At 55.7% G+C, this 25,953-nt stretch carries 21 protein-coding genes and 1 tRNA gene; 13 read left to right on the top strand and 9 right to left on the bottom strand.

The window, feature by feature from the left end; translation table 11 throughout:
- Nucleotides 1-56 precede the first annotated feature (56 nt).
- The gene (locus DNI29_RS06245; RefSeq protein WP_110977169.1) at nt 57-1,493 is read left to right on the top strand and encodes a Gfo/Idh/MocA family protein; all 1,437 of its coding nucleotides are present in this window, start codon (nt 57-59) and stop codon (nt 1,491-1,493) included.
- A 94-nt stretch (nt 1,494-1,587) separates the two neighbouring features.
- Here the strand turns inward: DNI29_RS06245 and DNI29_RS06240 are convergent, their stop codons facing one another.
- Nucleotides 1,588-2,496 (bottom strand): NAD(P)/FAD-dependent oxidoreductase, encoded by a 909-nt coding sequence (locus DNI29_RS06240; RefSeq protein WP_110977168.1) that lies wholly within the window; start codon nt 2,494-2,496, stop codon nt 1,588-1,590.
- Nucleotides 2,497-2,656: 160 nt separating this feature from the next.
- Here DNI29_RS06240 and pyrG point away from each other — a divergent pair, with 160 nt between their 5' ends.
- The 3 genes from pyrG (at nt 2,657) to DNI29_RS06225 (ending at nt 7,073) form a co-directional block, all read left to right on the top strand.
- Nucleotides 2,657-4,303 (top strand): CTP synthase, encoded by a 1,647-nt coding sequence (pyrG, locus tag DNI29_RS06235; RefSeq protein WP_110977167.1) that lies wholly within the window; start codon nt 2,657-2,659, stop codon nt 4,301-4,303.
- A gap of 254 nt (nt 4,304-4,557) precedes the next feature.
- A complete protein-coding gene (gene yidC / locus DNI29_RS06230) occupies nt 4,558-6,441 on the top strand; it encodes a membrane protein insertase YidC (protein WP_110977166.1) in 1,884 nt (627 codons plus the stop codon).
- 116 nt (nt 6,442-6,557) lie between these two features.
- The gene (locus DNI29_RS06225; protein WP_110977165.1) at nt 6,558-7,073 is read left to right on the top strand and encodes a DUF6438 domain-containing protein; all 516 of its coding nucleotides are present in this window, start codon (nt 6,558-6,560) and stop codon (nt 7,071-7,073) included.
- A 49-nt stretch (nt 7,074-7,122) separates the two neighbouring features.
- On the opposite strand, the gene DNI29_RS06220 is transcribed toward DNI29_RS06225, so the two are convergent.
- Entirely contained in the window at nt 7,123-8,796 is a 1,674-nt protein-coding gene (locus DNI29_RS06220) for an ABC transporter substrate-binding protein (protein ID WP_238388015.1), read from the bottom strand.
- 84 nt (nt 8,797-8,880) lie between these two features.
- Between DNI29_RS06220 and DNI29_RS06215 the strand changes: the two genes are divergently transcribed.
- The 6 genes from DNI29_RS06215 (at nt 8,881) to lepB (ending at nt 14,642) form a co-directional block, all read left to right on the top strand.
- Entirely contained in the window at nt 8,881-9,561 is a 681-nt protein-coding gene (locus tag DNI29_RS06215; RefSeq protein ID WP_110977163.1) for a metal-dependent hydrolase, read from the top strand.
- A gap of 96 nt (nt 9,562-9,657) precedes the next feature.
- The gene (locus tag DNI29_RS06210; RefSeq protein WP_110977162.1) at nt 9,658-10,473 is read left to right on the top strand and encodes a ParA family protein; all 816 of its coding nucleotides are present in this window, start codon (nt 9,658-9,660) and stop codon (nt 10,471-10,473) included.
- Between the two features lie 202 nt (nt 10,474-10,675).
- Nucleotides 10,676-11,632 (top strand): ParB/RepB/Spo0J family partition protein, encoded by a 957-nt coding sequence (locus DNI29_RS06205; protein WP_110977161.1) that lies wholly within the window; start codon nt 10,676-10,678, stop codon nt 11,630-11,632.
- A gap of 50 nt (nt 11,633-11,682) precedes the next feature.
- Entirely contained in the window at nt 11,683-12,324 is a 642-nt protein-coding gene (locus DNI29_RS06200) for a DUF5683 domain-containing protein (RefSeq protein ID WP_110977160.1), read from the top strand.
- Between the two features lie 72 nt (nt 12,325-12,396).
- Nucleotides 12,397-13,116, top strand: coding sequence for a 4-hydroxy-tetrahydrodipicolinate reductase (gene dapB, locus DNI29_RS06195; protein ID WP_110977159.1), 720 nt, complete (start codon nt 12,397-12,399; stop codon nt 13,114-13,116).
- 293 nt (nt 13,117-13,409) lie between these two features.
- A complete protein-coding gene (lepB, locus tag DNI29_RS06190) occupies nt 13,410-14,642 on the top strand; it encodes a signal peptidase I (protein ID WP_110977158.1) in 1,233 nt (410 codons plus the stop codon).
- Between the two features lie 148 nt (nt 14,643-14,790).
- On the opposite strand, the gene DNI29_RS06185 is transcribed toward lepB, so the two are convergent.
- Nucleotides 14,791-15,456 (bottom strand): uracil-DNA glycosylase, encoded by a 666-nt coding sequence (locus tag DNI29_RS06185; RefSeq protein WP_110977157.1) that lies wholly within the window; start codon nt 15,454-15,456, stop codon nt 14,791-14,793.
- 111 nt (nt 15,457-15,567) lie between these two features.
- Here DNI29_RS06185 and apaG point away from each other — a divergent pair, with 111 nt between their 5' ends.
- Nucleotides 15,568-15,954, top strand: coding sequence for a Co2+/Mg2+ efflux facilitator ApaG/CorD (apaG, locus tag DNI29_RS06180; protein WP_110977156.1), 387 nt, complete (start codon nt 15,568-15,570; stop codon nt 15,952-15,954).
- A gap of 236 nt (nt 15,955-16,190) precedes the next feature.
- Nucleotides 16,191-17,021 carry an O-methyltransferase gene (locus DNI29_RS06175; protein ID WP_110977155.1) on the top strand — a complete coding sequence of 277 codons (831 nt, stop codon included), beginning with the start codon at nt 16,191-16,193 and terminating at the stop codon, nt 17,019-17,021.
- Nucleotides 17,022-17,476: 455 nt separating this feature from the next.
- Here DNI29_RS06175 and kdsA read toward each other — a convergent pair whose 3' ends face one another.
- The gene (kdsA, locus tag DNI29_RS06170; protein ID WP_110977154.1) at nt 17,477-18,301 is read right to left on the bottom strand and encodes a 3-deoxy-8-phosphooctulonate synthase; all 825 of its coding nucleotides are present in this window, start codon (nt 18,299-18,301) and stop codon (nt 17,477-17,479) included.
- Between the two features lie 148 nt (nt 18,302-18,449).
- Nucleotides 18,450-19,052, bottom strand: a complete 603-nt coding sequence (locus DNI29_RS06165; RefSeq protein ID WP_110977153.1) for a methyltransferase domain-containing protein — start codon at nt 19,050-19,052, stop codon at nt 18,450-18,452.
- Between the two features lie 112 nt (nt 19,053-19,164).
- Here DNI29_RS06165 and DNI29_RS06160 point away from each other — a divergent pair, with 112 nt between their 5' ends.
- The gene (locus DNI29_RS06160; protein WP_110977152.1) at nt 19,165-20,112 is read left to right on the top strand and encodes a DUF8428 domain-containing protein; all 948 of its coding nucleotides are present in this window, start codon (nt 19,165-19,167) and stop codon (nt 20,110-20,112) included.
- An 87-nt stretch (nt 20,113-20,199) separates the two neighbouring features.
- Here DNI29_RS06160 and cphA read toward each other — a convergent pair whose 3' ends face one another.
- The 4 genes from cphA to DNI29_RS06140 all read right to left on the bottom strand — a co-directional run bounded on the left by cphA (nt 20,200) and on the right by DNI29_RS06140 (nt 25,908).
- A complete protein-coding gene (gene cphA, locus DNI29_RS06155) occupies nt 20,200-22,830 on the bottom strand; it encodes a cyanophycin synthetase (RefSeq protein WP_110977151.1) in 2,631 nt (876 codons plus the stop codon).
- A 276-nt stretch (nt 22,831-23,106) separates the two neighbouring features.
- Nucleotides 23,107-23,177 (bottom strand) — tRNA-Cys (locus DNI29_RS06150).
- Between the two features lie 296 nt (nt 23,178-23,473).
- On the bottom strand, nt 23,474-25,294 hold the full coding sequence (gene rpsA, locus DNI29_RS06145) for a 30S ribosomal protein S1 (protein WP_110977150.1): 1,821 nt from the start codon (nt 25,292-25,294) through the stop codon (nt 23,474-23,476).
- A gap of 158 nt (nt 25,295-25,452) precedes the next feature.
- Nucleotides 25,453-25,908 (bottom strand): DUF7878 domain-containing protein, encoded by a 456-nt coding sequence (locus DNI29_RS06140; protein ID WP_110977149.1) that lies wholly within the window; start codon nt 25,906-25,908, stop codon nt 25,453-25,455.
- Nucleotides 25,909-25,953: the final 45 nt, after the last annotated feature.

Below are 25,953 nucleotides of genomic sequence, written 5' to 3'. Positions count from 1 at the left end.
CTCCTCAGCACCTGTCAGTATGAGATATTATATCTATCACGAACTGCCTGCTGGTTATGTCTGTCACCAACGAACTACTCAATACCGTCCTGCGCCATGCTGGCCAGGAAGTTTCGCGCAAGGAATTTCTGAGCTTAGCGGGGCGCGGCCTCGCCGTGGGGGTAGCAGCTAGCACCCTCGCTAGCTGCCAAGATAAATCGTCTTCTGCCTCGGCGGCTACTACGCCTACTACCGGCACGCCTGCTTCGGAGGTAGATGGCTCGACGATTTACACCGCACCTGATGGCCAGAAAGTACCTTCTTCCGAAGCCGTATCGCCACCGGCCAAGGTGCCCACCGACCTGAGCAAGCCCATTGAACTGGAAGCGTGGAAGTCGGATGTGGACCCCCAATCGGGCCCGGTGCCTACCCCCCTGCCTATGGACAAACGGGTCGGCTACGCCTTAGTAGGCCTGGGTCACCTGACGCTGGAAGAAATTCTACCGGCCTTTGGAGAGTGCAAAAAGTCGAAGCCGGTGGCCCTGGTTAGCGGCTCGCCGGAAAAGCTCAAGAAAGTAGCCCAGCAATACGGTATTAAGCCCGAAAGCTGCTACAGCTACCAGGATTACGATAAGCTCAAAGACAACCCCGAGGTGCAGGTAATTTATATTGTACTGCCCAACTCCATGCACGCTGAATACACCATTCGGGGGGCCCAGGCAGGCAAGCACATCCTCTGCGAAAAGCCCATGGCTAACTCCTCCCAAGAGTGCCAAGCCATGATTGATGCCTGCAAAAAAGCCAATAAAAAGCTGATGGTGGCTTACCGCATTCAGTACGAGCCCTACAACCGGCAGGTGAAGGAGATGGTACGCGGTAATAAGTTTGGCAAGCCCAAGTACATCGAAGCTCAGAACAGCCAAAGCTCGGCCAACCCCGACCACTGGCGCCACAAAAAGGATTTGGCTGGCGGCGGAGCCCTCCCGGATATTGGCCTGTACTGCCTTAACACCAGCCGCTTTGTACTGGGCACCGAACCCACCGAGGTGTTTGCTTATTCTTACAGCACGCCGGGTAACCCCTTGTTCAAAGAGATAGAGGAAACCATGTCGTGGCAGATGCGCTTCCCGGAGGGCGTCATCGTCAACTGCATCACCCACTACAACACCCACGACTCGCGCTTTTATCGCGTGAACACCGAGCGGGGCTGGATTCATGTGGACAACGCCTACGCCTATACCGGCCAGCAACTGCAAACCTCGCACGCCGAAGGGCCAGCCAAGCTAAAAACGCAGATGGTATTGAGCGAGAAAAACCAGTTTGCCGCCGAAATGGACCACTTCTCGGAGTGCGTCATGGAAGATAAGCCGCCCCACACTCCCGGCGAGGAAGGTTTGCAGGACCACCGCATTATGGAAGCTATTTATCAATCGGCCCGCGAAGGCCGGCCGGTGAAGCTTACAGAAGTAAAAGGCACCGATGTATTCCGCGGCCCTGAGCCCAAACAAGCGTAAAAAACTGCTTCAGCCCAGCGCACAAAAGCACACTGGCCTCCCCGGAATAAAGCTATTCTGGGGAGGCCAGTGTGCTTTTGTGCGCTGGCAAGATCTAAAATTCAGCCGCTATCAGCTCATTATTAAGAAAAGCGCCGGCCTTGGACCCGTTGGCAGCAGCCTGTGCCAACTGACGCATGGGGGAGCTATTGTCGCCGGCCGCCGAAACGCCCGGCACTGAGGTTTGCCCGAACTCATTCACCCGAATAAGCCCCTGCTCAGTTAGCTCGCAGCCCAACTGCTGGGCTAAGGTGCCGGGCAGCACAAATGGCACGCGGGCATACAGTGCCGTTAGCGGTAAGCGCCTTCCCTCGGCTAGGTGAAGATGGTGCAGTTGGCCCCTCTCGTGCTCAATTTCAAATAGTGGCGCTTCCTCAATCCGGATGCCGTGGGCCACCAACTGGTCGGTCTGCGCTGCCGACAGCGTGGACGGGCCGTTGGTCAGCAAGTGCAGATTAGGCGTCCAGTGGCGAATGAGGCGAGCAAACTCAAAGCCCATATCCCCGTTGCCGAGCACCCCTATCTCCTGCCCGCGCACTTCATAACCGTGGCAGTAAGGGCAGTGCAACACCGATATTCCCCAGCTTTCAGCCAGACCCGGAATGGGCGGCAGCTGGTCCTGAATGCCGGTAGCCAGCAGTAGCCGCTTCCCTCGGAACTGATGCCCTTCAGCGGTAGTAAGCTGAAACAGGCCATCTTCCTGACCTGCTTTTGTTACTGTATGCATTAGCACCTGCACAGTTGGGTAGGCTTGCAACTGCGCCCGCCCCAGGGCCAGCAGTTGAGCTGGCGTTTCACCGTCGCGGGTGAAAAAATTATGCGAATGGGGTGTCTGGCGGTTGCAGGGCTGGCCGCCATCCAGCACTACTACCCTACGGAGGGCCCGCCCCAGCGATAATGCTGCGCTTAGCCCCGCTGTGCTACCCCCAATAATTAGTACGTCCGCAACAAGGTCGTTTTCCATTGGTACCGGAGTGATTAGGAAAAGAATAAAACAAGTGCAAATATATGAAACATTGTTGCATTTAAGAACAGCCAAAAGATAAGATGATAGGTTCTGCCACGCGCGTAGCACAAAGTTTCGTGGGCGCCCCCAGATATATCCGCTAACTTTGTTTCCCGTTATGCCAGACCGAACCTCCACTTCCGCGGCTGCCACTACGGCCAAGTTCATTTTCGTAACGGGCGGCGTTACGTCCTCACTGGGTAAAGGCATCATCTCGGCCTCCCTAGCCAAGCTGCTGCAAGCTCGCGGCTTCCGGGTTACTATCCAGAAGTTCGACCCCTACATCAACATCGACCCCGGCACGCTCAACCCTTATGAGCACGGCGAGTGTTATGTAACCGACGACGGCGCCGAAACCGACCTCGACCTGGGCCACTACGAGCGGTTCCTAAACGTACCCACCTCCCAGGCCAACAACGTCACCACCGGCCGCATCTACGACCACGTTATCCGGCAGGAGCGCGAAGGCGCCTACCTCGGTAAAACCGTGCAAGTGGTGCCCCACATCACCGACGAGATTAAGCGCCGCATGCTGCTGCTGGGCCAAACCGGCGACTTCGACGTGGTGATTACCGAAATCGGGGGCTCTATTGGCGATATTGAGTCGCTGCCCTTCGTGGAGTCGGTGCGCCAGCTGCGCTGGGAACTGCCTGAAAACAGCTCTCTGGTAATTCACCTCACCCTCCTACCCTACCTCAAGGCGGCAGGCGAGCTGAAAACCAAGCCTACCCAGCACTCCGTGCGCGACCTGCGCAGCGCTGGCCTCCAGCCCGATATTCTGGTGTGCCGCTCTGAGCACCCGATTCCAGCCGAAATGCGCCGCAAAATCGCGCTGTTCTGCAACGTGAACATCAACTCGGTTATCGAGAGCCTCGATGCCGACAGCATCTACTCGGTGCCCCTGCTCATGCTGAAAGAGCACCTCGACGAGCGGGTTATCAAGAAGCTGAAGCTGCAGGGCGGCGCCCCCCAGCCCGACTTGGAAGCCTGGAAGGATTTCCTGGGCCGCCTGAAAAACCCCACCGAGGAAGTGACGATTGCCCTGGTAGGGAAGTACGTAGAGCTACCCGACGCCTACAAGTCTATTAATGAAGCCTTCGTGCACGCCGGCGCACAGAACGAGTGCAAAGTGACGGTGCGCAGCATTCAGTCCGACCACATCAACCCCGATAACGTGGCTCAGCTGCTGCACGGCGTAGATGGAGTGTTGGTAGCGCCGGGCTTCGGCGAGCGGGGCTTTGAAGGCAAGATCCTGGCGGTGAAGCACGTTCGGGAGAACAACATTCCGTTCTTCGGCATTTGCCTGGGCATGCAGGTAGCGGTAGTAGAATTTGCCCGCAACGTGCTGGGGCTGCAAGAGGCTTCGTCTACGGAGATGAACGCCCAGACGCCCGACCCCGTCATTGCCATGATGGAGGAACAGAAGAACATTACGCAGAAAGGCGGCACCATGCGCCTAGGGGCCTACGACTGCGAGTTGCGTAAGGGCTCGAAAGCGGCTAAAGCCTACGGCCGCAACCACATCAGCGAGCGGCACCGCCACCGCTACGAGTTCAACAACGAGTATCTGAAGCGCTACGAGGAAGCGGGCATGCTGGCCTCGGGCCTTAACCCTGACACAGGACTGGTAGAAGTGGTGGAAATTCCGAACCACCCGTGGTTTGTGGCCGGCCAGTTCCACCCCGAGCTGAAAAGCACCGTCCAGAATCCGCACCCCCTGTTTGTGCGTTTCGTGCGCGCCGCCATTCAGAACCGCAAGGGGTAGGAAGCGGTGAGTTGATCTTTTGCCAAAACAAACGTGGCCGCTATGCTTCGGTAAGCATAGCGGCCACGTTTGTTTTAGTTGGTGCTTGCTCCCTCTTTTCACGATTTCCCTACCCCTATTTCACGTTTCTACCTGACAAAAGTGCCGGTGCGAAAAATATTCGCCTGACAAGTCCGACCTTTGCGGCAGCGGCGCCGGATTTTTGCTGGCGGTGCGCCTTCTCACTTCCTTTATTCGCCTTCATTAGTATCTGAATGGACCGAAATTCAGCAATAGGCATCTTCCTGATGGCTGCCTTGCTCCTGCTTTACCTGCAGTTTGCCCCCAAGCCAAAACCGGAACCAGCGCCGCAGCCGGCTAAAACCGCCGCGGCCGCCCCCGGCACTACGCCCGCGGCGCCCGATTCGGCGGCACTGGCCCGGCAGTTAGGGTCGTTTGCGGGCGCAGCCCAGGGCACTGCCCAGACTACCCAGCTCCAGAACGAAAACCTTACCGTCACCTTCTCCTCGAAGGGTGGCCGGGTGGAAGCAGTGCGCCTGAACAAGTACAAGACGTTCCGTGGGCAGCCCCTGGATTTGCTGGATGCCCAAAGCGCCCAGCTGGATACCCGCTTCCGTACTACTGATGGCCGCCAGATCAAGCTGTCGGATTTGTACTTCCGCCCCGAGCCCCAGGGTAGCAACGCCCTCCGTTTCGTGGCCGACGTGGCCGGCGGCCAGATTGAGCAGCTGTACACCCTGCCCGCCAATAGCTTTGAGTTGAGCTACAACCTGCGTTTCAATGGGCTGAACAATGCCCTAGCCCAGGAGCCTCTGACCTTCACCTTCCTTGATCGGGTGCGCCAGACGGAGAAGATGGCCAAGCAGAACCGCAACCACACCACCATCAACCACTACCTGGTTTCCGGCGACCATACGGCCTTGGCAGAAGCCTCGGAGAACCCCGAAGAAATTAAGGTGGCCGAGCCTCTCAAATGGGCTGCGCACAAGCACGACTTCTTCGTGGCCGGTATCATTGCCGATAAAGAATTCAGCACCGGGCAGTTCAACTCCACCGTTGACCTGAACGACACGACCTTCATCAAAACCCTGACCTCGACGCTAACCATTCCGGCCGCCGACGTGCAACAGGGCAATGCCAAATACCGCTTCTATTTCGGGCCTAACGCCTTTAATATTCTGAAGGAGGTAACTCCGGGCTTTGACCGGAACGTATACCTGGGCTGGGGCTTGTTCCGCTGGGTAAACCAGTTCGTGATTCTGCCGGTGTTCCATATTCTGGAGAAGTTCGTCAGCTCCTACGGCATCATCATTGCCCTGCTGGTAGTGCTGATTAAGCTGGTTACCTGGCCCCTGACGTATAAAACCTATGAGTCGCAGGCGCGCATGAAGGTGCTGAAGCCGGAGCTGGATGCCATCAAGGAGAAGTACCCTGATGATGCTATGAAGCAGCAGCAGGAGCAGATGAAGCTGTACCAGACCATGGGGGTATCGCCGCTGAGCGGTTGCATACCCACGCTGCTCACCATCCCGATTCTGTTCGCCATGTTCCAGTTCTTCCCCAACGCCATTGAACTGCGGCAGGAACACTTCCTGTGGGCGAATGACCTGAGCACCTACGATGACCTGATTAAGCTGCCGTTCACCGTGCCTTTCCTCGGAAACCACATCAGCCTGTTTACGCTGCTGATGACGATTTCGACGCTGGCCATGACCTACCAGACCAATCAGAACAACCCCACGGCCATGCAGGGCCCGATGAAGTTCTACAGCTACCTGATGCCGCTGATTTTCTTCTTCGTGCTGAATGACTTCGCCGCTGGTCTGACTTGGTACTACCTCGTTTCTAACCTCGTAACCCTGGGTCAACAGGCCCTCACCCGCCGCTTCGTCGACGACACCAAGGTGCGTGCTAAGCTGGAAGCCAACAAGGTGAAAAACAAGGACAAGAAGCCCTCAGGCTTCAGTGCCCGCCTGGCCGATGCCATGAAAGCCGCTCAGGAGAAAGAAGCCCAGGCCCGCCAGGGTGGAGGCGCCAGCCGCCCCGCCGCTGATGATACGGACGATACAGATTCCGAACCCGGCACCGGCGCCTCGGATATCTCGCCGAAGCGCCCACGTAAAACGCGCCGGTCATAATTCGTAGCCTGCGGCTACCCCCTCTAACACCCCGCATCCTTCCGGTGCGGGGTGTTATTGTTTTTGTTCGGTCCGGTTTTTGGCTTGGTTAGGCTGTCACCATTTCCCTACTCTCTATGCGCCTGCTCCTGCTGCTTCTGCCTTTTCTATTAGCTTGTTCTACGCAGGCTCAACAGCCCACTCGTTCTAAGGCTACCCTTTCTACACACACCAAGGCCAAACACAAGCAAACTGCTGCGGGCAAACCGGCTACTGCTACACAACCTGTTATTACGCTGGAGCGCACGCCCTGCTTTGGCCGCTGCCCCCACTACAGGGCCCATATCTTCCCCGATGGGAGGGTACAATACGAGGGCTTCCGCTACGCCCCCACAGAAGGCAAAGCCGAGTTCCGCTTACCGCTTGCAACAGTCCAGAAAATCCTGCAGCAAGCCGACGAAATTGGATTCCAGCAGTTGCAGAACGAGTACACAGGAGAAATTTCTGATCTTCCTTCTACTATTCTAACCATCCGCTACGGCACCACTACCAAGACGGTAAAGGCCGAGCAAGGAGCCCCGGCTTCGCTCCGGGAGCTGCTGGCTTTTGTGAGCACCGAAGTGGAGAGCAACGTAGGTAGCTCTGTCAAGTAAAGAAAAAGGCCCGCTGCATGCAGCGGGCCTTTTGTGTATATCCTTCTGTTTACTCTTTTCGCACCCGCTCTAGCACCAGTTGGTTCATGGGGTTGGGCGTGAGGCCCTGCACGTTGTTCTGGGTTAGGCGCACTACTTCGTCATAATACACCGCCACCACCGGGCACTCCTCCACTACAATGCGGTCCATCTGTTGGTAGAGGGCGTACCGCTTGGCGGCATCTTGCTCCAGCTTGGCTTGTTCGTAGAGCCGGTCGTAGGCAGCGCTTTTGAAATGGGTTTTGTTAGGACCGGCCGGGGCGAAGTTCTTGCTGTAAAATAGGGCGAGGTAGTTTTCTGCATCGGGATAATCGCCGAGCCAGCTGCGGGTGAAAAAGGCTGCCCGGCCGTTGTCAATCAGCTCCCCGTGGGCTGCTCCCTGGTTCACGTCGATTTCTACCTGCACCCCTACTTCGGCCCACTTTTTCTGGTAGTACTCGCAGAACTCCTTGGTTTCGGCTACCGTGCTCAGCCGCAGCCGCAGCGGTTTACCGGGTCCGTAGCCCGCGGCGCGCAGCAACTGCCGGGCCTTCTCGGGCTGGTAGGTGTAGCCAGGCACCTTCTGCTGGTCGAAGGAGGGTAGGGAAGCTGGCACGAAGCCCGAGCTGCCGGGCTTACCGACGTTATTGAGAAAGTAAGCCAGAAACTCGGGCTTGTTGAGGGCATAGTTCAGGGCCTGCCGCACGCGCTTGTCCTGGAGGGCCCGGCCGGTTTCGGCATTGTCGCCGAGCAGGTTCTTCAGGTCCTGCTGCATGCCCAGGTACTCGGTATTGAGGTAGGGCACTTTCTGCAGCCGAAACTTGCCCCGGAAGTCTTCGCGCACTGTCCCATCAGGGTACATAATTAAGTCGCGGGAGCCCGAGCGGATGCCGCTCAGGAAATCTAGCTTGCCCTGCATAAAGGTCAGGAACTCCGTCTTTCGGTCCTGAATGAAGCTGATCTGCACGGCATCCAAGTAGGGTAAGCGCTGGCCCTGGGCATCCTTCTTCCAGTAACGCGGGTTGCGGTGGTAGATGATGGCGTTGCCTTCGTCCCACTCCTTGAAGCGGAACGGCCCCGTGCCCACCGGGTGCTCCCGAAAATCCTTGCCGTATTTCTGCACTGCCTCGCGCGGCACCACGTAGGCGTAGGGCATGGTTAGGATGCCCAGAAACGGAATAAAGGGTTCCTTCAGGTGAATGCGCAAGGTAGAGTCATTTACCGCCACAAAGCACGTATCCGAGGGCTCCCCGTCTGCCTTCTCCAGCACTTTCCCCCGGAAAATCCAGCCGCCGGGACTGGCCGTAGCTCCGTCCAGCAAGCGCCGGAAGCTATACACGAAATCCTGGGCCGTTACGCGCCTACCCTTGCCACCCGGAAAAACCTCGGCGTCGTGAAAGTACACGTCGGGGCGAAGCGTGAAGGTGTAGCGGCGGCCATCGGGACTGATGTCGTAGCGGCGCGCGACCGAGGGGCCGGGCTTAAGGCTGTCGTCGAGCTCCACCAGCCCGTTGTAGAGCTGAGTCACGGCCCAGGTATTGGCCTGGTTGCGGGCAAAAGCCGGGTCGAGGGAGGTCAGGCTTTCCGGCTGGTTGTAGCGAAATACCCGGCGCGCATCGGTGGTAGAAGTCGGTTCGGAACAGCCCGTGAGCAGGCCGGTCAGAAGTAAAGCAAAACCGGCAACACGGCGCGAAAACGAAAGCATGGGAACGGCGAAACAGTGTATATTTGCAAAGGTATCCCACATCCGGGGTTTGCAGCTACTGCGCTGCTTAACTACCCTTTCCTTATGAACCTGACCTATTACGGCCACGCTTGCTTCTTGCTCGAAGCCGGTGGCAGCAAAGTGCTCTTCGACCCGTTCATCCGCCACAACCCCCTGGCTCAGGATGTTGATGTAGATAAAATCGAGGCGGATTTCATTCTGCTCAGCCACGGCCACGGCGACCATGTGGGCGACGTAGAAGAAATTGGTCAGCGCACGGGTGCTGAGCTGCTTGGTATGGTAGAAGTACTGGGCTGGTTTGGTCAGAAAGGCCTGAAAGCCACCTACGCCATGAACCTGGGTGGTACCGTGAAGCTACCATTTGGCTCGGTGAAAATGGTAGCAGCAGCGCATTCCAGCTCCATGCCCGATGGCTCGTACGGTGGTTTGGCCGCCGGCTTCGTTATCGAAACGGAAGGCAAAACCTTCTACTTCGCCGGCGACACGGCCCTGACCTACGACATGAAAATCATTGGTGAGCGGCACCAGCTCGACTTCGCCATCCTACCCATCGGTGGGCACTATACCATGGGCGTGGACGATGCCCTGATTGCTGCCGACTGGACGGGCGCTTCCAAGGTGATTGGGATGCACTACGATACCTTCCCTCCTCTCGTCATCAACCACGACGAAGCCAAAAACCAGGCACAGCAAGCCGGCAAAGAATTGGTGCTGCTGGCCATTGGCGAAACGATTACCTTATGAGTTACCAGTTGTCAGTTGCCAGTTGCCGGTTTACTAGCCTAGACTGCAGCTTGCACTCACTGACAACCGGCAACTGACAACTCACAACTGACGAAAATGGGCAAAATCATTGCGGTAGCCAACCAAAAGGGCGGGGTAGGCAAAACCACCTCCTCGATTAACCTCGCGGCCTCGCTGGCAGCGCTGGAGTATCGGACCTTGCTCGTGGATGCCGACCCCCAGGCCAACGCTACCTCCGGCGTGGGCTTCGACCCGAAGGATATTCAGACCAGCATTTACGAGTGCATGGTGGACGGTATCAACGTGCAGGACATCATCCTGCAAACCACCCTGCTCCCCCACCTCGACCTGATTCCTTCCCACATCGACTTGGTAGGAGCCGAAGTGGAGATGATCAACCTGCCCAACCGGGAAGAGAAGATGAAGGAGGCCCTGCGCCCCCTCGCCGATCAGTACGACTTCATCATCATCGACTGCTCGCCTTCCTTGGGTTTGATTACGGTAAACGCCCTGACGGCCGCGCACTCGGTTATTGTGCCGGTGCAGTGCGAGTACTTTGCGTTGGAAGGCCTGGGCAAGCTGCTCAACACCATCAAGATTATTCAGAGCCGCCTGAACGAGGAGCTGGAAATTGAAGGTATTCTGCTGACGATGTACGATGTGCGCTTGCGCCTCTCCAACCAGGTAGTAGAAGAAGTAAAGCTGCACTTCCAGCAGTTGGTGTTTGATACCATCATTCCGCGCAACGTAAAGTTGTCGGAGTCGCCGAGCTTTGGTATTCCGGTTATCCTGCACGACGCCGAAAGCAAGGGCAGCATCAGCTACCTTAACCTGGCCCGCGAAATCGTGGAAAAGAACGTTGTAGCAGCTGACCCCGAGCAAGAGCAAGCCGCCGAGGATACGGCAGCTTAGAGACAACAATGCTCCAAGAGTTCGTATGAACCAGCACTTGAAAAGTCGGCCAGTAACTTAAGTTGCTGGCCGACTTTGTTTTTGCCCGTATGTTCCACATTTTTTTTTCTGCGTGGAACAAAATTCCCCGGCATCCCGGGCGTTTGTGTATTTTTGAATTCCGCTTTCGTCCCGTGCTATTGGGCGAGGGCTGATTGTAGGTATGTCAGAGAAAAACGAAGAGAAGAATACGCCGGCCGCCGCTCCTGCCGCCGCTAAGCGCAAAATCGGCGGTCTGGGCCGGGGTCTGAACGCACTGATTGAAGGCAGCTACGAAAAGAAAAGCGAGCGGCTGGGTCTGGTGCCGCACCCGGTAAACTCCGTGGGCCTGATTGCCGTGAATCAAATTGAGGCCAACCCTTATCAGCCCCGCACTCACTTCGACCAGGCGGCTCTGCAGGAACTAGCTGAAAGCATCAGGCTGCAGGGCATCATTCAGCCCGTAACGCTGCGTCAGACTGGCACGAACACCTACCAGCTCATCAGTGGGGAACGGCGCTTGCAGGCCTCCAAGCTGGCTGGCCTCGATGCCATTCCGGCGTACATCCGGAAGGCTGATGACCAGCAGATGCTGGAAATGGCGCTCATCGAGAACATCCAGCGCGAAAACCTCAACGCCATTGAAATTGCCCTTAGCTACCAACGCTTGGTGAGCGAGTGTAACCTGAAGCAGGAGGAACTCGGCGACCGGGTAGGCAAAAACCGCTCGACGGTGACCAACTACCTGCGCCTGCTCAAGCTGCCCCCCGATATTCAGATTGGCCTGCGCGACAACGTTATCAGCATGGGCCACGCCCGGGCGCTGGTAAACGTAGAGGACACCGAGCAGCAGCTCAACCTGTTCCGCCGCATTGTTGATGAAGACCTCTCGGTACGTCGTGTAGAACAACTAGTGCGCAGCGGGGCCGGCGCTACCCCCGAAACAGAGAAGAAACCTGCCCAACCTGCTACGCCCATAGTGCCACCCGCCGAGTTGAAGCGGGCTGAGCGCCACCTCTCCGAGCGTTTTGGTAGCCGGGTGATGGTGAAGCCTGGCCCCCAAGGACGCGGCGAAATCAAGATTGCCTTCGACTCCGTGGAGGACATGCAGCGCATCCTCCACATTCTGCAACCAGCCTAGCATACGGAAGGGCGGAACTGTGTTCCGCCCCTTTCTTTCTATACCCTGCTATGCGCGCTTTTTTCCTTTTTGCCGCCTGTTTACTGATGGCCTTGCTTCAGCTGGCCAGTCCGGCTGCTCGCGCCCAAACCGTCACTACGGGACCTGATTCGGTGCAGGTGGCTACCCCGGCCGTATCTGACTCGGCACGACGGACAGAGCGGTTTCTCTGGATGCGGGTTACTAGGCCCAAGAAAGCTGCGCTGCTGGCTTTGGTGCTGCCGGGGGCAGGACAAGTGTATAACCACCGGTACTGGAAGCTCCCACTAGTGTACGGAGCGGTAGGCGGCACGGGCTACGGGCTATATTATTACCAGAAGCGCTACAAAGCCTATACCCAAGCCAGAAAGCAGCTGGATAATAGAAGGCCGCTGACTGAAGTCAGCGATGCTCTAGCAGCGAAAGGGTATAGAAGAGAAACAACTGCCCAAGGCGTACAAGCCGGATTACAAGGTTCTCGGACTTACCGCGACACCTTTATTGCCTATACGGCTCTGGCCTATGGTATTACTGTTCTGGATGCCCTGGTCGATGCACACCTGCGTGACTTCGACATCAGCGACGACCTTGGGCTACGCCTTAACCCGACTGTTCTGCCTACCCCCTCCCCAGTACCAACTGCTGGGCTGGCGCTTACTTTGTATGTAAAATAGAGCACCTAGCTTTTGCTCACTTGCCCTCAAGTAGCAAATTCCCACAGCGCTCTACACTTAGAATCCTTTCCAATGAAGCTCCTGCTGATTGGCTACGGCAAAATGGGCCGGGCCATCGAAGCCCAGGCTATTGCCCGTGGCCACCAGATTGCCGGCATCGTGGACCCAACCCGCCCCGATGTACGCATCTCCGATTTCACCGCCGCCACTGTTGACGCGGCCATTGAGTTTACCCACCCCGACGCGGCCTTTCAGAATGTGGTTGCCTGCCTGGAACAGGGCATTCCGGTGGTATGCGGCTCCACAGGCTGGCTTCATCATTTCCCGGAGGCACAGGCACTCAGCCAGCAAACCAGCACACCGTTGTTTTACGCCTCTAACTACAGCGTTGGCGTCAATCTGTTCTTTCACTTCAACGAGTACATAGCCGCCAAAATGCACCAGTTCGGGGGCTACGACGTGCAGGTGCGTGAGATTCATCATACTCAGAAAGTGGATCAGCCCAGCGGCACGGCTCTCACAGCCGCCGAAGGAATTCTGCGTCACTTCCCAACCAAAACCACTTGGCGCAACGAGGCTACGGAAGCTCCCAATGAGTTAGCTATTCTTTCGGAGCGTGAAGGCGCGGTGGTAGGCACCCATATTGTCACATACACTTCCCCCGCTGACACCATCGAGCTGAAGCATGAAGCCCACACCCGCGAAGGGTTTGTGCAGGGTGCTTTACTAGCTGCCGAATGGCTACCTGGCCGCCAGGGCGTATTCGGTATGAAGGATTTATTGGGGTTGTAAGAGCGAGTTGGTGAGTGAGTGAAGCAGCCCGCTGCCATTCGTCCTGACTAGGCCCCTACCCCCTAAAACCGCGCAAACCCTCGCCCCGCAAATAGCAGGGGGGTGTTAGTTAATCAGGAAGGGTACTCCGGCAAGATGGCTCGGGTAGCCTCCTTAGCGGGGTACTTTGTTTAGGACCTATTCACCAACTCACTATTTCACCTCTATCCGCATTATTTCGCATCTTCCGGCGTTCAAACCGGAAAGGGGCCGGCGCGTGCCGGCTGTTCGTTTTTTCTGGCCTCTGATTTATTATGGCAGTACAATCCTGGGAGAAATACCTCGAAGCAAATAAGCCGGCCCCCACTACCCCTACCGGAGAGCCCAAAAAGCGCAAAAGCGTAGCCCGTGAATGGGGCGACGCCATTCTTTTTGCGGTGGTAGCTGCCACTCTTATCCGGTGGGCTACGTTCGAGGCCTACACGATTCCTACCCCTTCCATGGAGCACTCCTTGCTGGTAGGCGACTACTTGTTTGTGAGCAAGCTCCACTACGGGCCGCGCACTCCGCAAACCCCACTGCAGGTGCCGCTTACGCACCAAACCATTTGGGGCACGAGCCTAAAAAGCTACTCCGATCTGATTCAACTGCCGAGCTACCGCCTCCCCGGCTTCTCGGAAGTTAAAAACAACGATGTGGTGGTGTTCAACGTGCCTTTCGAGGACAAGCACCCCGCCGACCTGCGCACCAATTACATTAAGCGCTGCATTGCCATTGCCGGCGACGTGCTGGAAATCAAGCAGGGGCAGGTGTTCATCAACGGGAAGCCCGCCAAGAACTATCCCGAAATGCAGAGCAGCTACTTCCTGCAGGTACCGCAGCCCGACGATGCCCTGCTGGAAGATTTCAAGCGCCTTGGGGTGGTAGAATACAATACCCAGGACGGCATTCCCTTCTATGGCGAGCGGCCAGGTTTGGGCCGAGGGTTCGATGTGCACATGACCCGCTCAGCCTACGACTACTTCCGGAAGCTGCCAACGGTAAAAGGCATTGTTGATTTGCAGACTCCTGTAGGACGTCCGGAACCGGGCCAGCAGGTATTCCCGAACTTCCCCGACTATTTGCCCAGCGAACCGGGCTACCCCCAGACACTGCCGTTAGCCAATCCGCCTTTCCCTACCTGGAACAAGGACAACTACGGCCCGCTGCAAATCCCGAAGGAAGGCCAGACAGTGCAGCTCACGCCTCAGAACTCGCCTATCTACCAGAAAATCATTCAGCGCTACGAGCACAACGAAGGCATAAGCGTGGATGCTACCGGCCAGATTCTGCAGAACGGTCAGCCCCTAAAGAGCTACACCTTTAAGCAGAACTACTACTTCATGATGGGCGATAACCGCCACAACTCCCTCGATTCGCGCTTCTGGGGTTTTGTGCCCGAAGACCATATTGTGGGTAAGGCTGTGCTTATCTGGCTGTCGGTGGACCCCAACGCTTCTTTCGCCAATAAAATCCGCTGGAACCGCCTGTTCAACTTGGTAGATTAAGCATCACAGCTGCAGACGAACTAATCGGAGGACGCTGATTTTAGTGACCATTTCATCCTTCAATAAAAAGGCCCTTGCTACGCGGCAAGGGCCTTTTTGTTGGTTAAAGCAACCTGAACGAATCCGTGCAATCTGACAAATCCGTGATTTACCAGGTGATGGGGGTTTGGCCGTGCTGCTGGAGGTAGGCGTTGGTTTGGCTGAACGGGCGAGAACCGAAAAAGCCCCGATCGGCAGCGTAGGGCGAGGGGTGCGCGGCCTTTAGGACCAGGTGCTTACGGGCATCAATGATTTCACCTTTCTTCTGAGCCGATGCTCCCCAAAGGATGAAAACCACATTCTGCTTCAGGGCAGATATTTGCTGAATTACGGCATCAGTGAACTGTTCCCAGCCTTTCTTCTGGTGGCTGGCCGGCTCTCCGCCCCGTACAGTAAGGGTAGCATTGAGCAACAGCACGCCCTGTTGCGCCCACCGGTCGAGGTTGCCATTAGGAGCGGGCGGCGTGCCCGGTATGTCGCTCTGCAATTCCTTAAAGATGTTCTGCAAAGAGGGCGGCGTCCGGACTCCCTCAGCTACTGAAAAGCTAAGCCCATGCGCTTGGCCTTTGCCGTGGTAGGGGTCCTGCCCAAGAATAACCACCTTCACCTCATCAAAGGGGCAAGCCTCAAAAGCATGAAAAATTTGGGGGCCGGGTGGATAGACAGTAGCGGTAGCGTACTCACCCTTCACAAACGCAATCAGGTGCTGAAAATACGGCTTTTCAAATTCGGCGGCTAGCACCTTGCGCCAGCTTTCTTCTATCTTTACAGACATACGGGAGAGGATTATTTTTTCGGTTGAGTGGGCCTTAACGTGCACTGGCTACGTAGATAAACCAAATTCCGCATACTGCTGTTAGCTTTTTCTACTCGGACCCCAAGCGCTATGAATACCATTTCCACCCAGGGGGTAACTGTTAGCGTTACCACCAACTACTTGCCCGATTATTCAAGCCCGGGTCAGGAGCATTACGTTTTTGCTTACAAAATTGATATCCGCAACAATAGCGAGTACACCGTGAAGCTATTGCGACGCCACTGGTACATCTACGATGCCAATGGGGTAGTACGCGAGGTGGAAGGCGAAGGCGTGGTAGGCCAGCAGCCAGTACTGGAGCCCGGCGAGTCTCACCAGTACGTATCGGGCTGTAACCTGAAGTCGGGGCTGGGCAAGATGCGCGGCACCTACCAGATGGAGCGCCTGATGGATGGCAGCGAGTTTACCGTTGAGATTCCTGAGTTTACGCTCGTGGTTCCCTACCGCCTCAACTAGGCCAAACCCTTTGCTTAGTGCTTTTCCTTGCCGCGCCGGAAACATCCGGCGCGGCATTTTTTATGGTTCTTGGCTTTGTGGGCAAGAAACCCCTACCTGAACACAGCGGGAGCCGTTGAACTCCAGCACAAGCACCCCTAACAGAAGCCAGACATAGCAGCGGGTTGGTGTATCTTCGCCACTCAGATATTTCTTTTCATACCGGCCTGCTTATCCAGCCTTTTCGCGTCTGCACGTTGTTTTTTCAGATTTTTAGCTACCTCCGCTTCCTGGCTCAATCCGGCAACGCGCACGGGCTGCACTCGCCCTTCGTATTCGGGCTGTACGCGCACGTTATCAATCATACGGGTCATTTCGCGGCCTACGATGCGGTAGAGACCCGGCGGCAGGAGCTTTTAGCCAACTCAACTGAAATTACGGTAAAGGACTTCGGTGCGGGTTCCCGAACCGGGGCCGGGCGCACCCGCCGCCTGCGCGATATTGCCCGCACGGCGGCCAAGCCTCCCAAGTTGGGCCAACTGCTTTTCCGGCTGGTTAATCATTTCCAGCCGCACACTATTGTGGAGCTGGGCACCTCTTTAGGCCTAACCTCGGCTTATCTGAGCACCGCTGATTCCCGCGCTCAGGTTATTACGTTTGAGGGCTGCCCCCAAACGGCGCAGGTTGCCCAAGAAACCTTCACCTCCCTGGGCCTGACAAATATTGAGTTGGTGGAGGGCAACCTTGATGACACCCTGGCCCCTACCCTTTCTCAGCTCGTAAACCCCGTGGACTTTGCCTTCTTCGATGGCAACCACCGCCTGGAGCCGACCTTGCGCTATTTCGAGCTGCTCAATCAACACCGCACCGAACACAGCGTCTTCGTGCTGGATGACATTCATTGGTCCCGGGAAATGGAGCAAGCTTGGGCGGCTGTAAAGCGCCATCCGGACGTTGCCCTAACTATCGACCTGTTTTATATCGGGCTGGTATTCTTTCGTCAGAATCAACCAAAACAGCATTTTTCCCTGCGGTTTGACCATATTCTTGACAGGGCTCTAGAGCGTACTCGGGTGCTTTCTTCTTGACAGTAAGCTCGACAGCAGTATTTTTACTAAAAAAAATAGCAAAACAAACCAGCCGAATACTAGTATATTTGGCACACGTACGGTTGTCACCCCGCCAACACGGCTGCCTAAAAAGCAGTGAAGCCCGTGTTGCGAGCACGGGCTTCGGGATAAGAAGGGTGTTTTGGCCACCCTCAAATCCATTGGTTATGGGACAGGGTCGTACTGACATGGATGGGCTTCGTTTCCAATGCTCCATTCATGTGACCACTACATTCGTTGTGAAGGTAGTGGCCGCTTTAGGCGGAATAGGAGGCTTATACCTCTTGTTTAACCCTTAGCGGTAACGGTAGCAGGGGGCGCGAGCTTCCTGCTACTTTCGTTTTCAACGAAACAAATATACTGGATGTTTTGGCAAACAATTTACCGTTGCCACCAACTATCCGCCGCTAATTTTTTCGACCCGAAGACTGTTTCTAGCGCACAGCTTCACGTACGCGCGTGAGCTTCACCAGCAGGTCTTCAAGCCGGTCGAGAGAGAGCATATTAGCGCCGTCCGATTTGGCCGTAGCCGGCGTTGGGTGGGTTTCGATGAACAGGCCATCGGCCCCCACGGCAATAGCCGCTTTGGCGATGGTTTCGATGAGTTGGGGCTTGCCACCCGTCACGCCACTGCTCTGGTTGGGCTGCTGCAAGGAGTGCGTCACGTCCATTACCACGGGCACGCCAAACTCGCGCATCACGGGCAGGTTGCGGAAATCAACTACCAAGTCAGAATAGCCAAAGGAGTTGCCGCGGTCCGTCAGGATAACGTTGTCATTGCCCGACTGCTTGACCTTATCCACCGCAAACTGCATGGACTCGCCGCTCAGGAACTGGCCTTTTTTCACGTTCACTACCTTGCCGGTTTTCGCGGCGGCAATCAGCAGATCGGTCTGGCGGCACAGGAAGGCCGGAATCTGGAGCACATCCACGTACTCGGCCGCGAAGGCAGCTTCTTCCGACTCGTGGATGTCGGTAACCGTGGGCACCCCAATTTCACGTCCTACCTTCTGCAGGATGCGCAAAGCCTTTTCATCGCCGATGCCGGTGTAAGAATCGAGGCGCGAGCGGTTGGCTTTGCGGTAGGAGCCCTTGAAGATGTAAGGAATCTGGAGTTTGTCGGTGATGTGGCGAACCTGCTCGGCAATGCGCAGGGCCATGTCTTCGCCCTCAATTACGCAGGGACCAGCCATCAGGAAAAACTGGCCGGAGTTGGTGTTGCGAAAGTGAGGCAGTACGTTGGCTAGGGCTTCAATCATGGAGAGGGGGTAGTGTAGTAAGGAGGTGATATGGTGATGAAGTGAATCGTAACAGGTTTCGGAAAGTAAGAGGGGTAGGAAAGAAGAGCGAGAGCCCCATCGAGCTATTCGCCTGATTGCCTTTTCCTCTGCCACGATTCACTTTCTTTCACTTCTTTTTCAAACAAATGAACAGTTCCCTGCCGCGGCGAGGAGGTAGAGAGTTGGTGGCCGTATCGAAATGCACGAAGTCGAAATAAGGCGCAAAGTAGCGCCGGTATTCTTCTTTCGACCCACCAAAGGGCGGCCCCGGCTGGCTAAACTCAGTATCGAACAGCAAACCCATTAGGGTACCTCCCGGCCGCAGCAAATGGGCACATTGCCGGGCGTAGGCCGGGCGCTGATGCGGGTTGAGGGCACAGAAGAATGTTTGCTCCACTATCAGGTCGTAGGGAGGGGTAGGCGGCAGCTGGAAAAAATCGGCTTGCAGCAGGTGCTGGGCAGGGAAATCAGGTACGCGCTGCTGCAGGTCGTGCAGGGGCGCGGCGGCTACATCGGCCACCCACACGCTGGGCCAGCCCTGGCGGTGCAGATACTCGGCTTCGTAAGCCCGGCCAGCACCCGGAATCAGAATGCGGCGGGCATCGGGTGGGCCAAGCTGCCTGAAATAATCCTGCAAGGGCGGCGTTATGCCACCCGTATCCCAGCCGGTTTGCCCAGCCAGGTAGCGTTGCTGCCAATATGCGGCATCAAGTAGCGAATCCGGGTGCATATTGTGGCGGGGTTGTACCTTCGGCACTTGCCTGGGTACGGAACTCCGTTATTTTTGCCCAAAGGTACTACCTGCGCCCGGACTCTCCGGGCTTCACTTAATCCCTCTTGCTATGGAACAAGACCAGAGCCCCGAGCCGAAGAACAACAACCGCGTCCTCCTAATTGTGGCCCTGATTCTGGTGCTACTTGGCATCAATGGTCTGCTGTTCTACATGAACCAGCAGAAAGCCAAGCAAAACGAACAACTTCAGGCCGATGTAGTCACCAAAGACGCTAAGCTGGAAGAACAAATCAAGCAATACGAGGCTTTGAAGGCCGATTACGAGCGCCAAAGCCAGGAAGTACAGGGTATGGGCCTAGCCAACGACTCGTTGGTAGCCAAGCTGGCTCAGATCAACGCCGACCTGCTCAAGCTGCGTTCTTTCCGCGCCGGTAGCTTCAGCATTGCGGAGCAACAGCGCTTTAAGCAGCGTGCAGCCAACTTTGAAGTTCAACTGCGCAAGAAAGACGAGGAAATTGCTCAACTGAAAGCCGACAATGAAGCCCTCTACACCGAAACGACTACTCTCAAGGAGCGCCAAAATAAGCTCACTGACACGATTTCGACGGTAGTACGCTCTAACCAGGAGCTAAGCGAGAAGGTAGCAGTAGCCTCGCGTCTGCAGGCCGAGAACATTCGGGTAGGCGTTATCAACAGCCGTGAAAAGGAAAAGGCAGACGACGACAACGAGTTTAAAGCCAAGCGTGTAGAGAAAATCAAGGTAACCTTCAACCTGGCTCGTAACGACGTATCGCCGAAGGAAACCAAGCAGATTCTGATGCGCCTGATTGAACCCGATGGCGCTGCTCTTTACAACCTGAGCACCGGCGGCGGCACCTTCATGATTGATGGCGCTGAGGCTTTCTACACCGCCAAGCAGGACATTGTGTACGATAACACCCGTCAGCCCGTGCAATTTCTGTATGCTAAAGGCGCTGGCTACAAAACCGGCCTGCACACAGTAGAGCTGTATGAAGGTGGCGTAATGATCGGCAAAACGACCTTCACCCTGAAGTAACCGCTAAGTTTAATTTTGACATAAACAAGAAGCCCCGGCTATACCAGCCGGGGCTTCTTGTTTATAGACCTCACTTGTAGCTCCGGGCTACACTGCCAGTGAAGCTTCAAACTCATCCAGTTTCTTGAGGGTGGCCTTGATGTTCTCAGTAAACAAGACCACAACAGAGCCAGGCTGAGCCGTATTCAGAACGTGGTCGATGGCTTCCATCTCGTTTTCAATGTAGGTAATGGGTAAGTCTGGCGTATCCAGGCGCAGGCCGCGGGTCATAATTTCCTTTAGCTCCTCGGCTGTTTTACCGCGCAGGTCCCGGTCCTGACGCAATACTACCTCATCGAAAATACGGCCGGCTACCCGGGCGAAGCTTAGGGTATCCTCATCGCGCCGGTCGCCTAGGCCCGATACTACCCCTACTTTACGCGTGGCCTCGGTAGCATCCAGGAATTCCGCAAATTTCTCGATGCCATGAGTATTGTGGGCATAATCCACAATCACTTCGAACGTGGGAAATTTGTATACATTCATGCGGCCCGGGGTTCTGGCCGCCGACGGCACGAAGGTGCGTAGCGCCTGCTTGATGTCGTCCTTATCAAACCCGTAGCAGTAGCAAGCCAGAGCGGCAGCCAGCGAGTTTTCAATATTGAAGGTGGCCCTACCCCCAAACGTAATGGGAAACTCGGCTGCCCGATCAATCCGCAGTTTGTAGCTGTTCTTGTAAATCGTGATGTAGCCTTCCTCGTACACCGCGGCCAAACCACCGTTTTCAGCATGCTCACGGATGCGAGGGCTATGTTCGTTCATGCTGAACAAAGCTACCCGGCATTCCAGCTTTTCGCGCATGGCGTACACCAAGTCGTCATCAGCATTCAGTACCGCCCAACCGTTTTTATGCACGGTGCGGGGTAGCACGCCTTTAACGGCGGCCATATCCTCCACGGTGTAGATGTCGCGCATCCCGAGGTGGTCGGCGGCCACGTTAGTGACAATGGCTACATCGCAAGTATGAAAGCCCAGGCCTGAGCGCAACATACCGCCCCGAGCCGTCTCCAGCACCGCAAAATTCACTGTTGGGTCTTTCAGCACGAACTCAGCGCTTTGACCACCCGTGCAGTCGCCGCTCTGCAGCTGCACGCCCTGAATGTAGATGCCGCTGGTGGTGGTATGACCTACTTTGTAGCCTTTAGAAGCCACAATGTGGGAAAGCAGATGGGTAGTCGTCGTTTTCCCATTGGTGCCCGTTACGGCAATAATAGGAATGCGCGACTGGCTGCCGGGCGGGAATAACATGTCAACCACTGGCGCCGCTACGTTGCGGGGTAGCCCCTCAGTTGGCGCAATGTGCATCCGGAAACCGGGGGCAGCATTTACCTCAATTACTGCTCCGCGGGTTTCGTTCAGCGGAATAGCAATGTCCGACGTCAACAAGTCGATACCACAGATGTCAAGCCCGATGATGCCGGCCACGCGCTCCGCCAGCAGCACATTATAGGGGTGTACCAGATCGGTCACGTCGGTAGCGGTGCCACCCGTGCTAATGTTGGCGGTGCTCTTCAGGTAGATTTCCTGCCCAGCCGGCAGCACCGAGTCCAGGGTCAGGTCGTGAGTTTTCAGGATATCCAGCGTGTGCTGGTCGGCCTTGATGCTGGTGAGTTCCTTTTCGTGCCCCACGCCACGACGCGGGTCTTCGTTCACTTTATCAATGAGTTGCTGAATGGTGCTGGTGCCATCACCGGTAACGGCGGCCGGAGTACGTTTTGCAGCGGCAATCAGCTTGCCATTCACTACTAGCAGTCGGTAGTCGTGGCCTTCAATAAATTGCTCCACAATCACGGCGCGGGAATACTTCTGCGCCGCTTTCAGTCCTTCTACCGCATCTTCCCAGTTCATAATGCGGATAGTAGCCCCTTTGCCGTGGTTGCCGTCCAGGGGCTTAGTTACAATCGGGAAGCCCAGATCCTCTATGGCATCGCGCAAGCCGGCCTCTGAGTACACGGTGGTGCCGTACGGCACCGGCACCCCAGCATCCTTGAGCATAGCCTTGGTGCGGTTCTTATTACCGGCTACCTCTACCCCCGCGTGCGAGGTGTAGCTGGTGGTAGTAGCCCAAATGCGCTTTTGATTAACCCCGTATCCCAGCTGAATAATATTGCTGTTCTTGAGCTGGATGTACGGGATATTGCGCGAAGCCGCCTCTGCCACGATGCTGTACGTGCTGGGCCCGAAGAACTCTTCTTCCCGGATTTCGTGCAGCTCATTAATGATGGGCTGCAGGTTTACGGCCCGGCCCTGGCATAAGTCTTCCACTATCTGCACGGCAGCCTCGGCCGCCACCCGTCCGGCGCGCTCTTCCTGGTAGCTGAACACCACAAAATCTACCCCTGCCTGGTGGGCCGGGTACGACTTCCCCCAGAATACCGGCATGCCTGCTGTGCGCTGCAGGGCCAGAGCTACGTGCAAAATAACGTGTCCCAGAGGCTCCCCATCAGCTAATTGCTCTTCCGTAAGGGGCGGGTGCTTTGCCGATGACTTCTCGGAGTCGGTGGGCTGGGGCTGCGCCAGCTCCGGCAGTAACACTGGCAATTGCTCGGCCAGGGCCGGTACGCTGTTCGACCACGTATCGGCCATGTCCTGCAAGTCCACTTTCATCACGATCAGCTTGTGATGCTTCACAGACCAGTAGCTAGGGCCGCGCATTGTGCGCAGGTCAATAATTTTCATGAGGAAGGGTGGAAAAGAGTACGTATGTGCGCGCTTCTACGCGGGAATGAAATGTAGGGATTATACTGATAGCATCATTTTTAGCAGCTTTTCTTCCACAATCCGCGCAGCGGCGTCATTTTCAGATATAATGCGTCAAAATTATTTTTCTCTTGGTTGAGTTATATCTGACCGCTGATTTAATAAGCTGATCCGTGCTACGGAGGCCTAAAATGCAAAAACCCCGGTCGGGGCTAATCGACCGGGGCACTAGGCACTCTGAAAACAGGAAAAAAGAGGTGACGAGCGGATTCGAACCGCTGTAGGAGGTTTTGCAGACCTCTACCTAGCCACTCGGTCACGTCACCAGTGGTTTTGAGGATGCAAACATACGCCTTAATCCGACTTTAGCCAAGCCAACCAGCGTATTTTCGCTTATTGGTAAGGTAAGTAGCTGGATTACTGCAAGAAATTTTGTTTGTATCTAACTTTTTGCGCCAAAGGAGTTCCGTATCCCAAGTAAGCAGAGAAATCTGCGCCCCGATCAGGATGCCAGGCTATCTTTCTTTGGTAGGTATGATAAATTTTCCTACCCCTTACTTCAACAAAAAGGCCCCGGATTGCTCCGGGGCCTCTTGTTTGGTCAGCCAATAGGCCAGCGAAATTACTCGCCGCCTTGCTCGTTGCCCAGCATCTTGTCGCGCAGAGCCGACAGAGCGTCCAGGTCACCGAGGGTCGACTTCTCAGCCTTCTTCAGGTCGGCCACTTTGCCTTCGCCTTGAGTAGCAGCAGCGCCAGCGGCGCCAGCAGGCTTCTTCTTAGCGAATTTGGCAGCACGGCTGTCTTCTTCCTGAGCTTGGTTGAACACCGCAGTGTGCGACAGCACAATACGACGGTCATCCTTCGAGAACTCAACCACGCGGAAGTCCAGCGTTTCGCCGTTTTCAGCGTTGCTGCCGTCTTCCTTCACCAGCGACTTCGGATAAGCGAAGCCCTCGATGCCGTAAGGCAGTTCGAGAACTGCACCACGGTCGTTTTTCTCGGTGATGGTAGCCTTGTGCACCGAGCCAGGAGTGAACACCGTCTGGAACGTATCCCAGGGGTTTTCTTCCAGCTGCTTGTGACCCAGGGCCAGACGACGGTTAGCTACGTCCAGTTCCAGAACTACCACGTCCAGACGGTCACCCACCTTCACTACTTCGGAAGGATGCTTGATCTTCTTGGTCCACGACAGGTCAGAAACGTGCACGAGGCCATCAACACCTTCTTCCAGTTCTACGAACAGGCCGAAGTTGGTCAGGTTGCGCACCAGACCGTTGTGGTTGGTACCTACAGCGTACTTCGTAGCGAAGTCACCACGGGTCCACGGATCTTCGGTCAGTTGCTTGATGCCCAGGCTCATCTTGCGGTCTTCGCGGTCGAGGGTCAGGATCTGAGCCTCCACTACGTCGCCCTGCTTGATGAAGTCCTGCGGGTTACGCAGGTGCTGGCTCCACGACATTTCCGAAACGTGGATCAGGCCTTCTACGCCGGGGATGATTTCCATGAACGCACCGTAGTCGGCAACGTTCACGATGCGGCCTTTCACCTTCGAGCCTACGCCCATGTCGGCGGGCAGCGAATCCCATGGGTGAGGAGTCAGCTGCTTCAGGCCGAGGCTGATACGCTTCTTGGCTTCGTCGAAGTCCAGAACTACGATGTTCAGCTTCTGGTCGAGCTGCAGTACTTCGCTAGGGTGAGCGATGCGGCCCCACGAGATGTCGGTGATGTGCAGCAGACCGTCTACGCCACCGAGGTCGATGAACACACCGAAGTTGGTCATGTTCTTGATAACGCCCTCGAGGATCTGGCCTTTTTCCAGGTTGTTGAGGATGGCTTCGCGCTGCTTCTCGAGGTCTTTCTCGATGAGGACTTTGTGCGAAACTACTACGTTGTCGAAAGCAGCGTTGATTTTCACCACTTTCACTTCCATACGACGACCTACATAGATGTCGAAGTCACGGATAGGCTTCACGTCAATCTGCGAGCCGGGCAGGAAGGCTTCAACACCGTCCAGGTCCATGATAAGACCACCTTTGGTACGACGCTTCACCACGCCTTCCAGAACGGTATCGTTCTCCAGAGCGTCGTAAATAGCTTTCCAAGCCTGCTTGATCTTAGCCTTCTTGCGGCTCAGAATCAGCTGACCGTTCTGGTCTTCCTGGTCCTCAATGAACACCTCAACCTCGTCGCCCACTTTCAGCTCGGGCAGGTCGCGGAATTCGGAGAGGGGCACCAGACCATCGGATTTGAAGCCGATGTTCAGGATTACGTCGCGGTCAGTGATGCCCACAACGGTGCCTTTGATTACTTCTTCTTCCTGGACAGTCGTCAGCGTGTTGCTGTACATCTGCTCCATTTCAGCGCGCTGCTCAGCGGTGTAGTTGCCACCGAAAGCGTTAGCTGAAACGTTGTCCCAGTCGAAGTTGTCTACTACTTCTGCCATGATATAGCGGATGGCCCTGGTGTACACGTCCGGCGCAGGGCCCGCCTCCGGAACGCGTTTTTACTTGATACACAGAGCCAAAGCCCTGGCCTCGCCACCCTGGCGGGGCGGCAAAGATACTGAAGTTTGAGGCTATTTGCTACAGCAGCAACGTGTTATTACTCGACCAACTTTATGTTATCTATCACATCGTATCGGACGCCCACGCTGCGCTTACTTAGCTCTTCCTTCAACTCTTTTAGGAACGTTGTGGCAGCATATAGTAACTCCTGCTCATCAATGAGTCTGTGGCAGGTGAATTTTTGCCAGATAGAACAGATAAGATAATTCGTATCATCAACGGGTGCCAACTTCAGTATTGCTCCTTCTGCCTCATCATGATCCATCGTGAAATACTTTAGAGTTACTGCCTTCTTCTTCACTTCAATTGTGCCTAGCCACTTTTTCAGTGCAAGACTGAACTCAGCTAGCAGCATATTTGGCTCACTGAAAAATACTTGCCCATCAATTTTTATGGTGAGCTCTCCTGCCAAGTAGGCTATAAAATATTTTGTCTGACTGTCGGTAGGGTACTCTTGAACAGCAAATTCAAAGACAAATCCTGAGTTATTCACTGATTCTAAAAATATTAGATAATAGAAAAAGGAGGACTGCTTCGG

Origin of the sequence: Hymenobacter sediminis (assembly GCF_003231285.1) — a bacterium.
Taxonomy (GTDB): domain Bacteria; phylum Bacteroidota; class Bacteroidia; order Cytophagales; family Hymenobacteraceae; genus Hymenobacter; species Hymenobacter sediminis.
The sequence above is the reverse complement of the archived record's forward strand: the minus strand, read 5'-3'. Positions and strand labels throughout refer to the sequence as shown.

Bases quoted from the DNA above. Each gene is read 5' to 3' on its own strand.
- DNI29_RS06160 (WP_110977152.1), top strand. From the start codon at position 19,165: ATGGAACAAGACCAGAGCCCCGAGCCGAAGAACAACAACCGCGTCCTC.
- kdsA (WP_110977154.1), bottom strand. From the start codon at position 18,301: ATGATTGAAGCCCTAGCCAACGTACTGCCTCACTTTCGCAACACCAAC.
- DNI29_RS06225 (WP_110977165.1), top strand. From the start codon at position 6,558: ATGCGCCTGCTCCTGCTGCTTCTGCCTTTTCTATTAGCTTGTTCTACG.
- DNI29_RS06185 (WP_110977157.1), bottom strand. From the start codon at position 15,456: ATGTCTGTAAAGATAGAAGAAAGCTGGCGCAAGGTGCTAGCCGCCGAA.
- pyrG (WP_110977167.1), top strand. From the start codon at position 2,657: ATGCCAGACCGAACCTCCACTTCCGCGGCTGCCACTACGGCCAAGTTC.
- DNI29_RS06205 (WP_110977161.1), top strand. From the start codon at position 10,676: ATGTCAGAGAAAAACGAAGAGAAGAATACGCCGGCCGCCGCTCCTGCC.
- cphA (WP_110977151.1), bottom strand. From the start codon at position 22,830: ATGAAAATTATTGACCTGCGCACAATGCGCGGCCCTAGCTACTGGTCT.
- DNI29_RS06210 (WP_110977162.1), top strand. From the start codon at position 9,658: ATGGGCAAAATCATTGCGGTAGCCAACCAAAAGGGCGGGGTAGGCAAA.
- DNI29_RS06245 (WP_110977169.1), top strand. From the start codon at position 57: ATGTCTGTCACCAACGAACTACTCAATACCGTCCTGCGCCATGCTGGC.
- yidC (WP_110977166.1), top strand. From the start codon at position 4,558: ATGGACCGAAATTCAGCAATAGGCATCTTCCTGATGGCTGCCTTGCTC.
- DNI29_RS06200 (WP_110977160.1), top strand. From the start codon at position 11,683: ATGCGCGCTTTTTTCCTTTTTGCCGCCTGTTTACTGATGGCCTTGCTT.
- DNI29_RS06220 (WP_238388015.1), bottom strand. From the start codon at position 8,796: ATGCTTTCGTTTTCGCGCCGTGTTGCCGGTTTTGCTTTACTTCTGACC.
- dapB (WP_110977159.1), top strand. From the start codon at position 12,397: ATGAAGCTCCTGCTGATTGGCTACGGCAAAATGGGCCGGGCCATCGAA.
- DNI29_RS06240 (WP_110977168.1), bottom strand. From the start codon at position 2,496: ATGGAAAACGACCTTGTTGCGGACGTACTAATTATTGGGGGTAGCACA.
- apaG (WP_110977156.1), top strand. From the start codon at position 15,568: ATGAATACCATTTCCACCCAGGGGGTAACTGTTAGCGTTACCACCAAC.
- lepB (WP_110977158.1), top strand. From the start codon at position 13,410: ATGGCAGTACAATCCTGGGAGAAATACCTCGAAGCAAATAAGCCGGCC.
- DNI29_RS06215 (WP_110977163.1), top strand. From the start codon at position 8,881: ATGAACCTGACCTATTACGGCCACGCTTGCTTCTTGCTCGAAGCCGGT.
- DNI29_RS06165 (WP_110977153.1), bottom strand. From the start codon at position 19,052: ATGCACCCGGATTCGCTACTTGATGCCGCATATTGGCAGCAACGCTAC.
- rpsA (WP_110977150.1), bottom strand. From the start codon at position 25,294: ATGGCAGAAGTAGTAGACAACTTCGACTGGGACAACGTTTCAGCTAAC.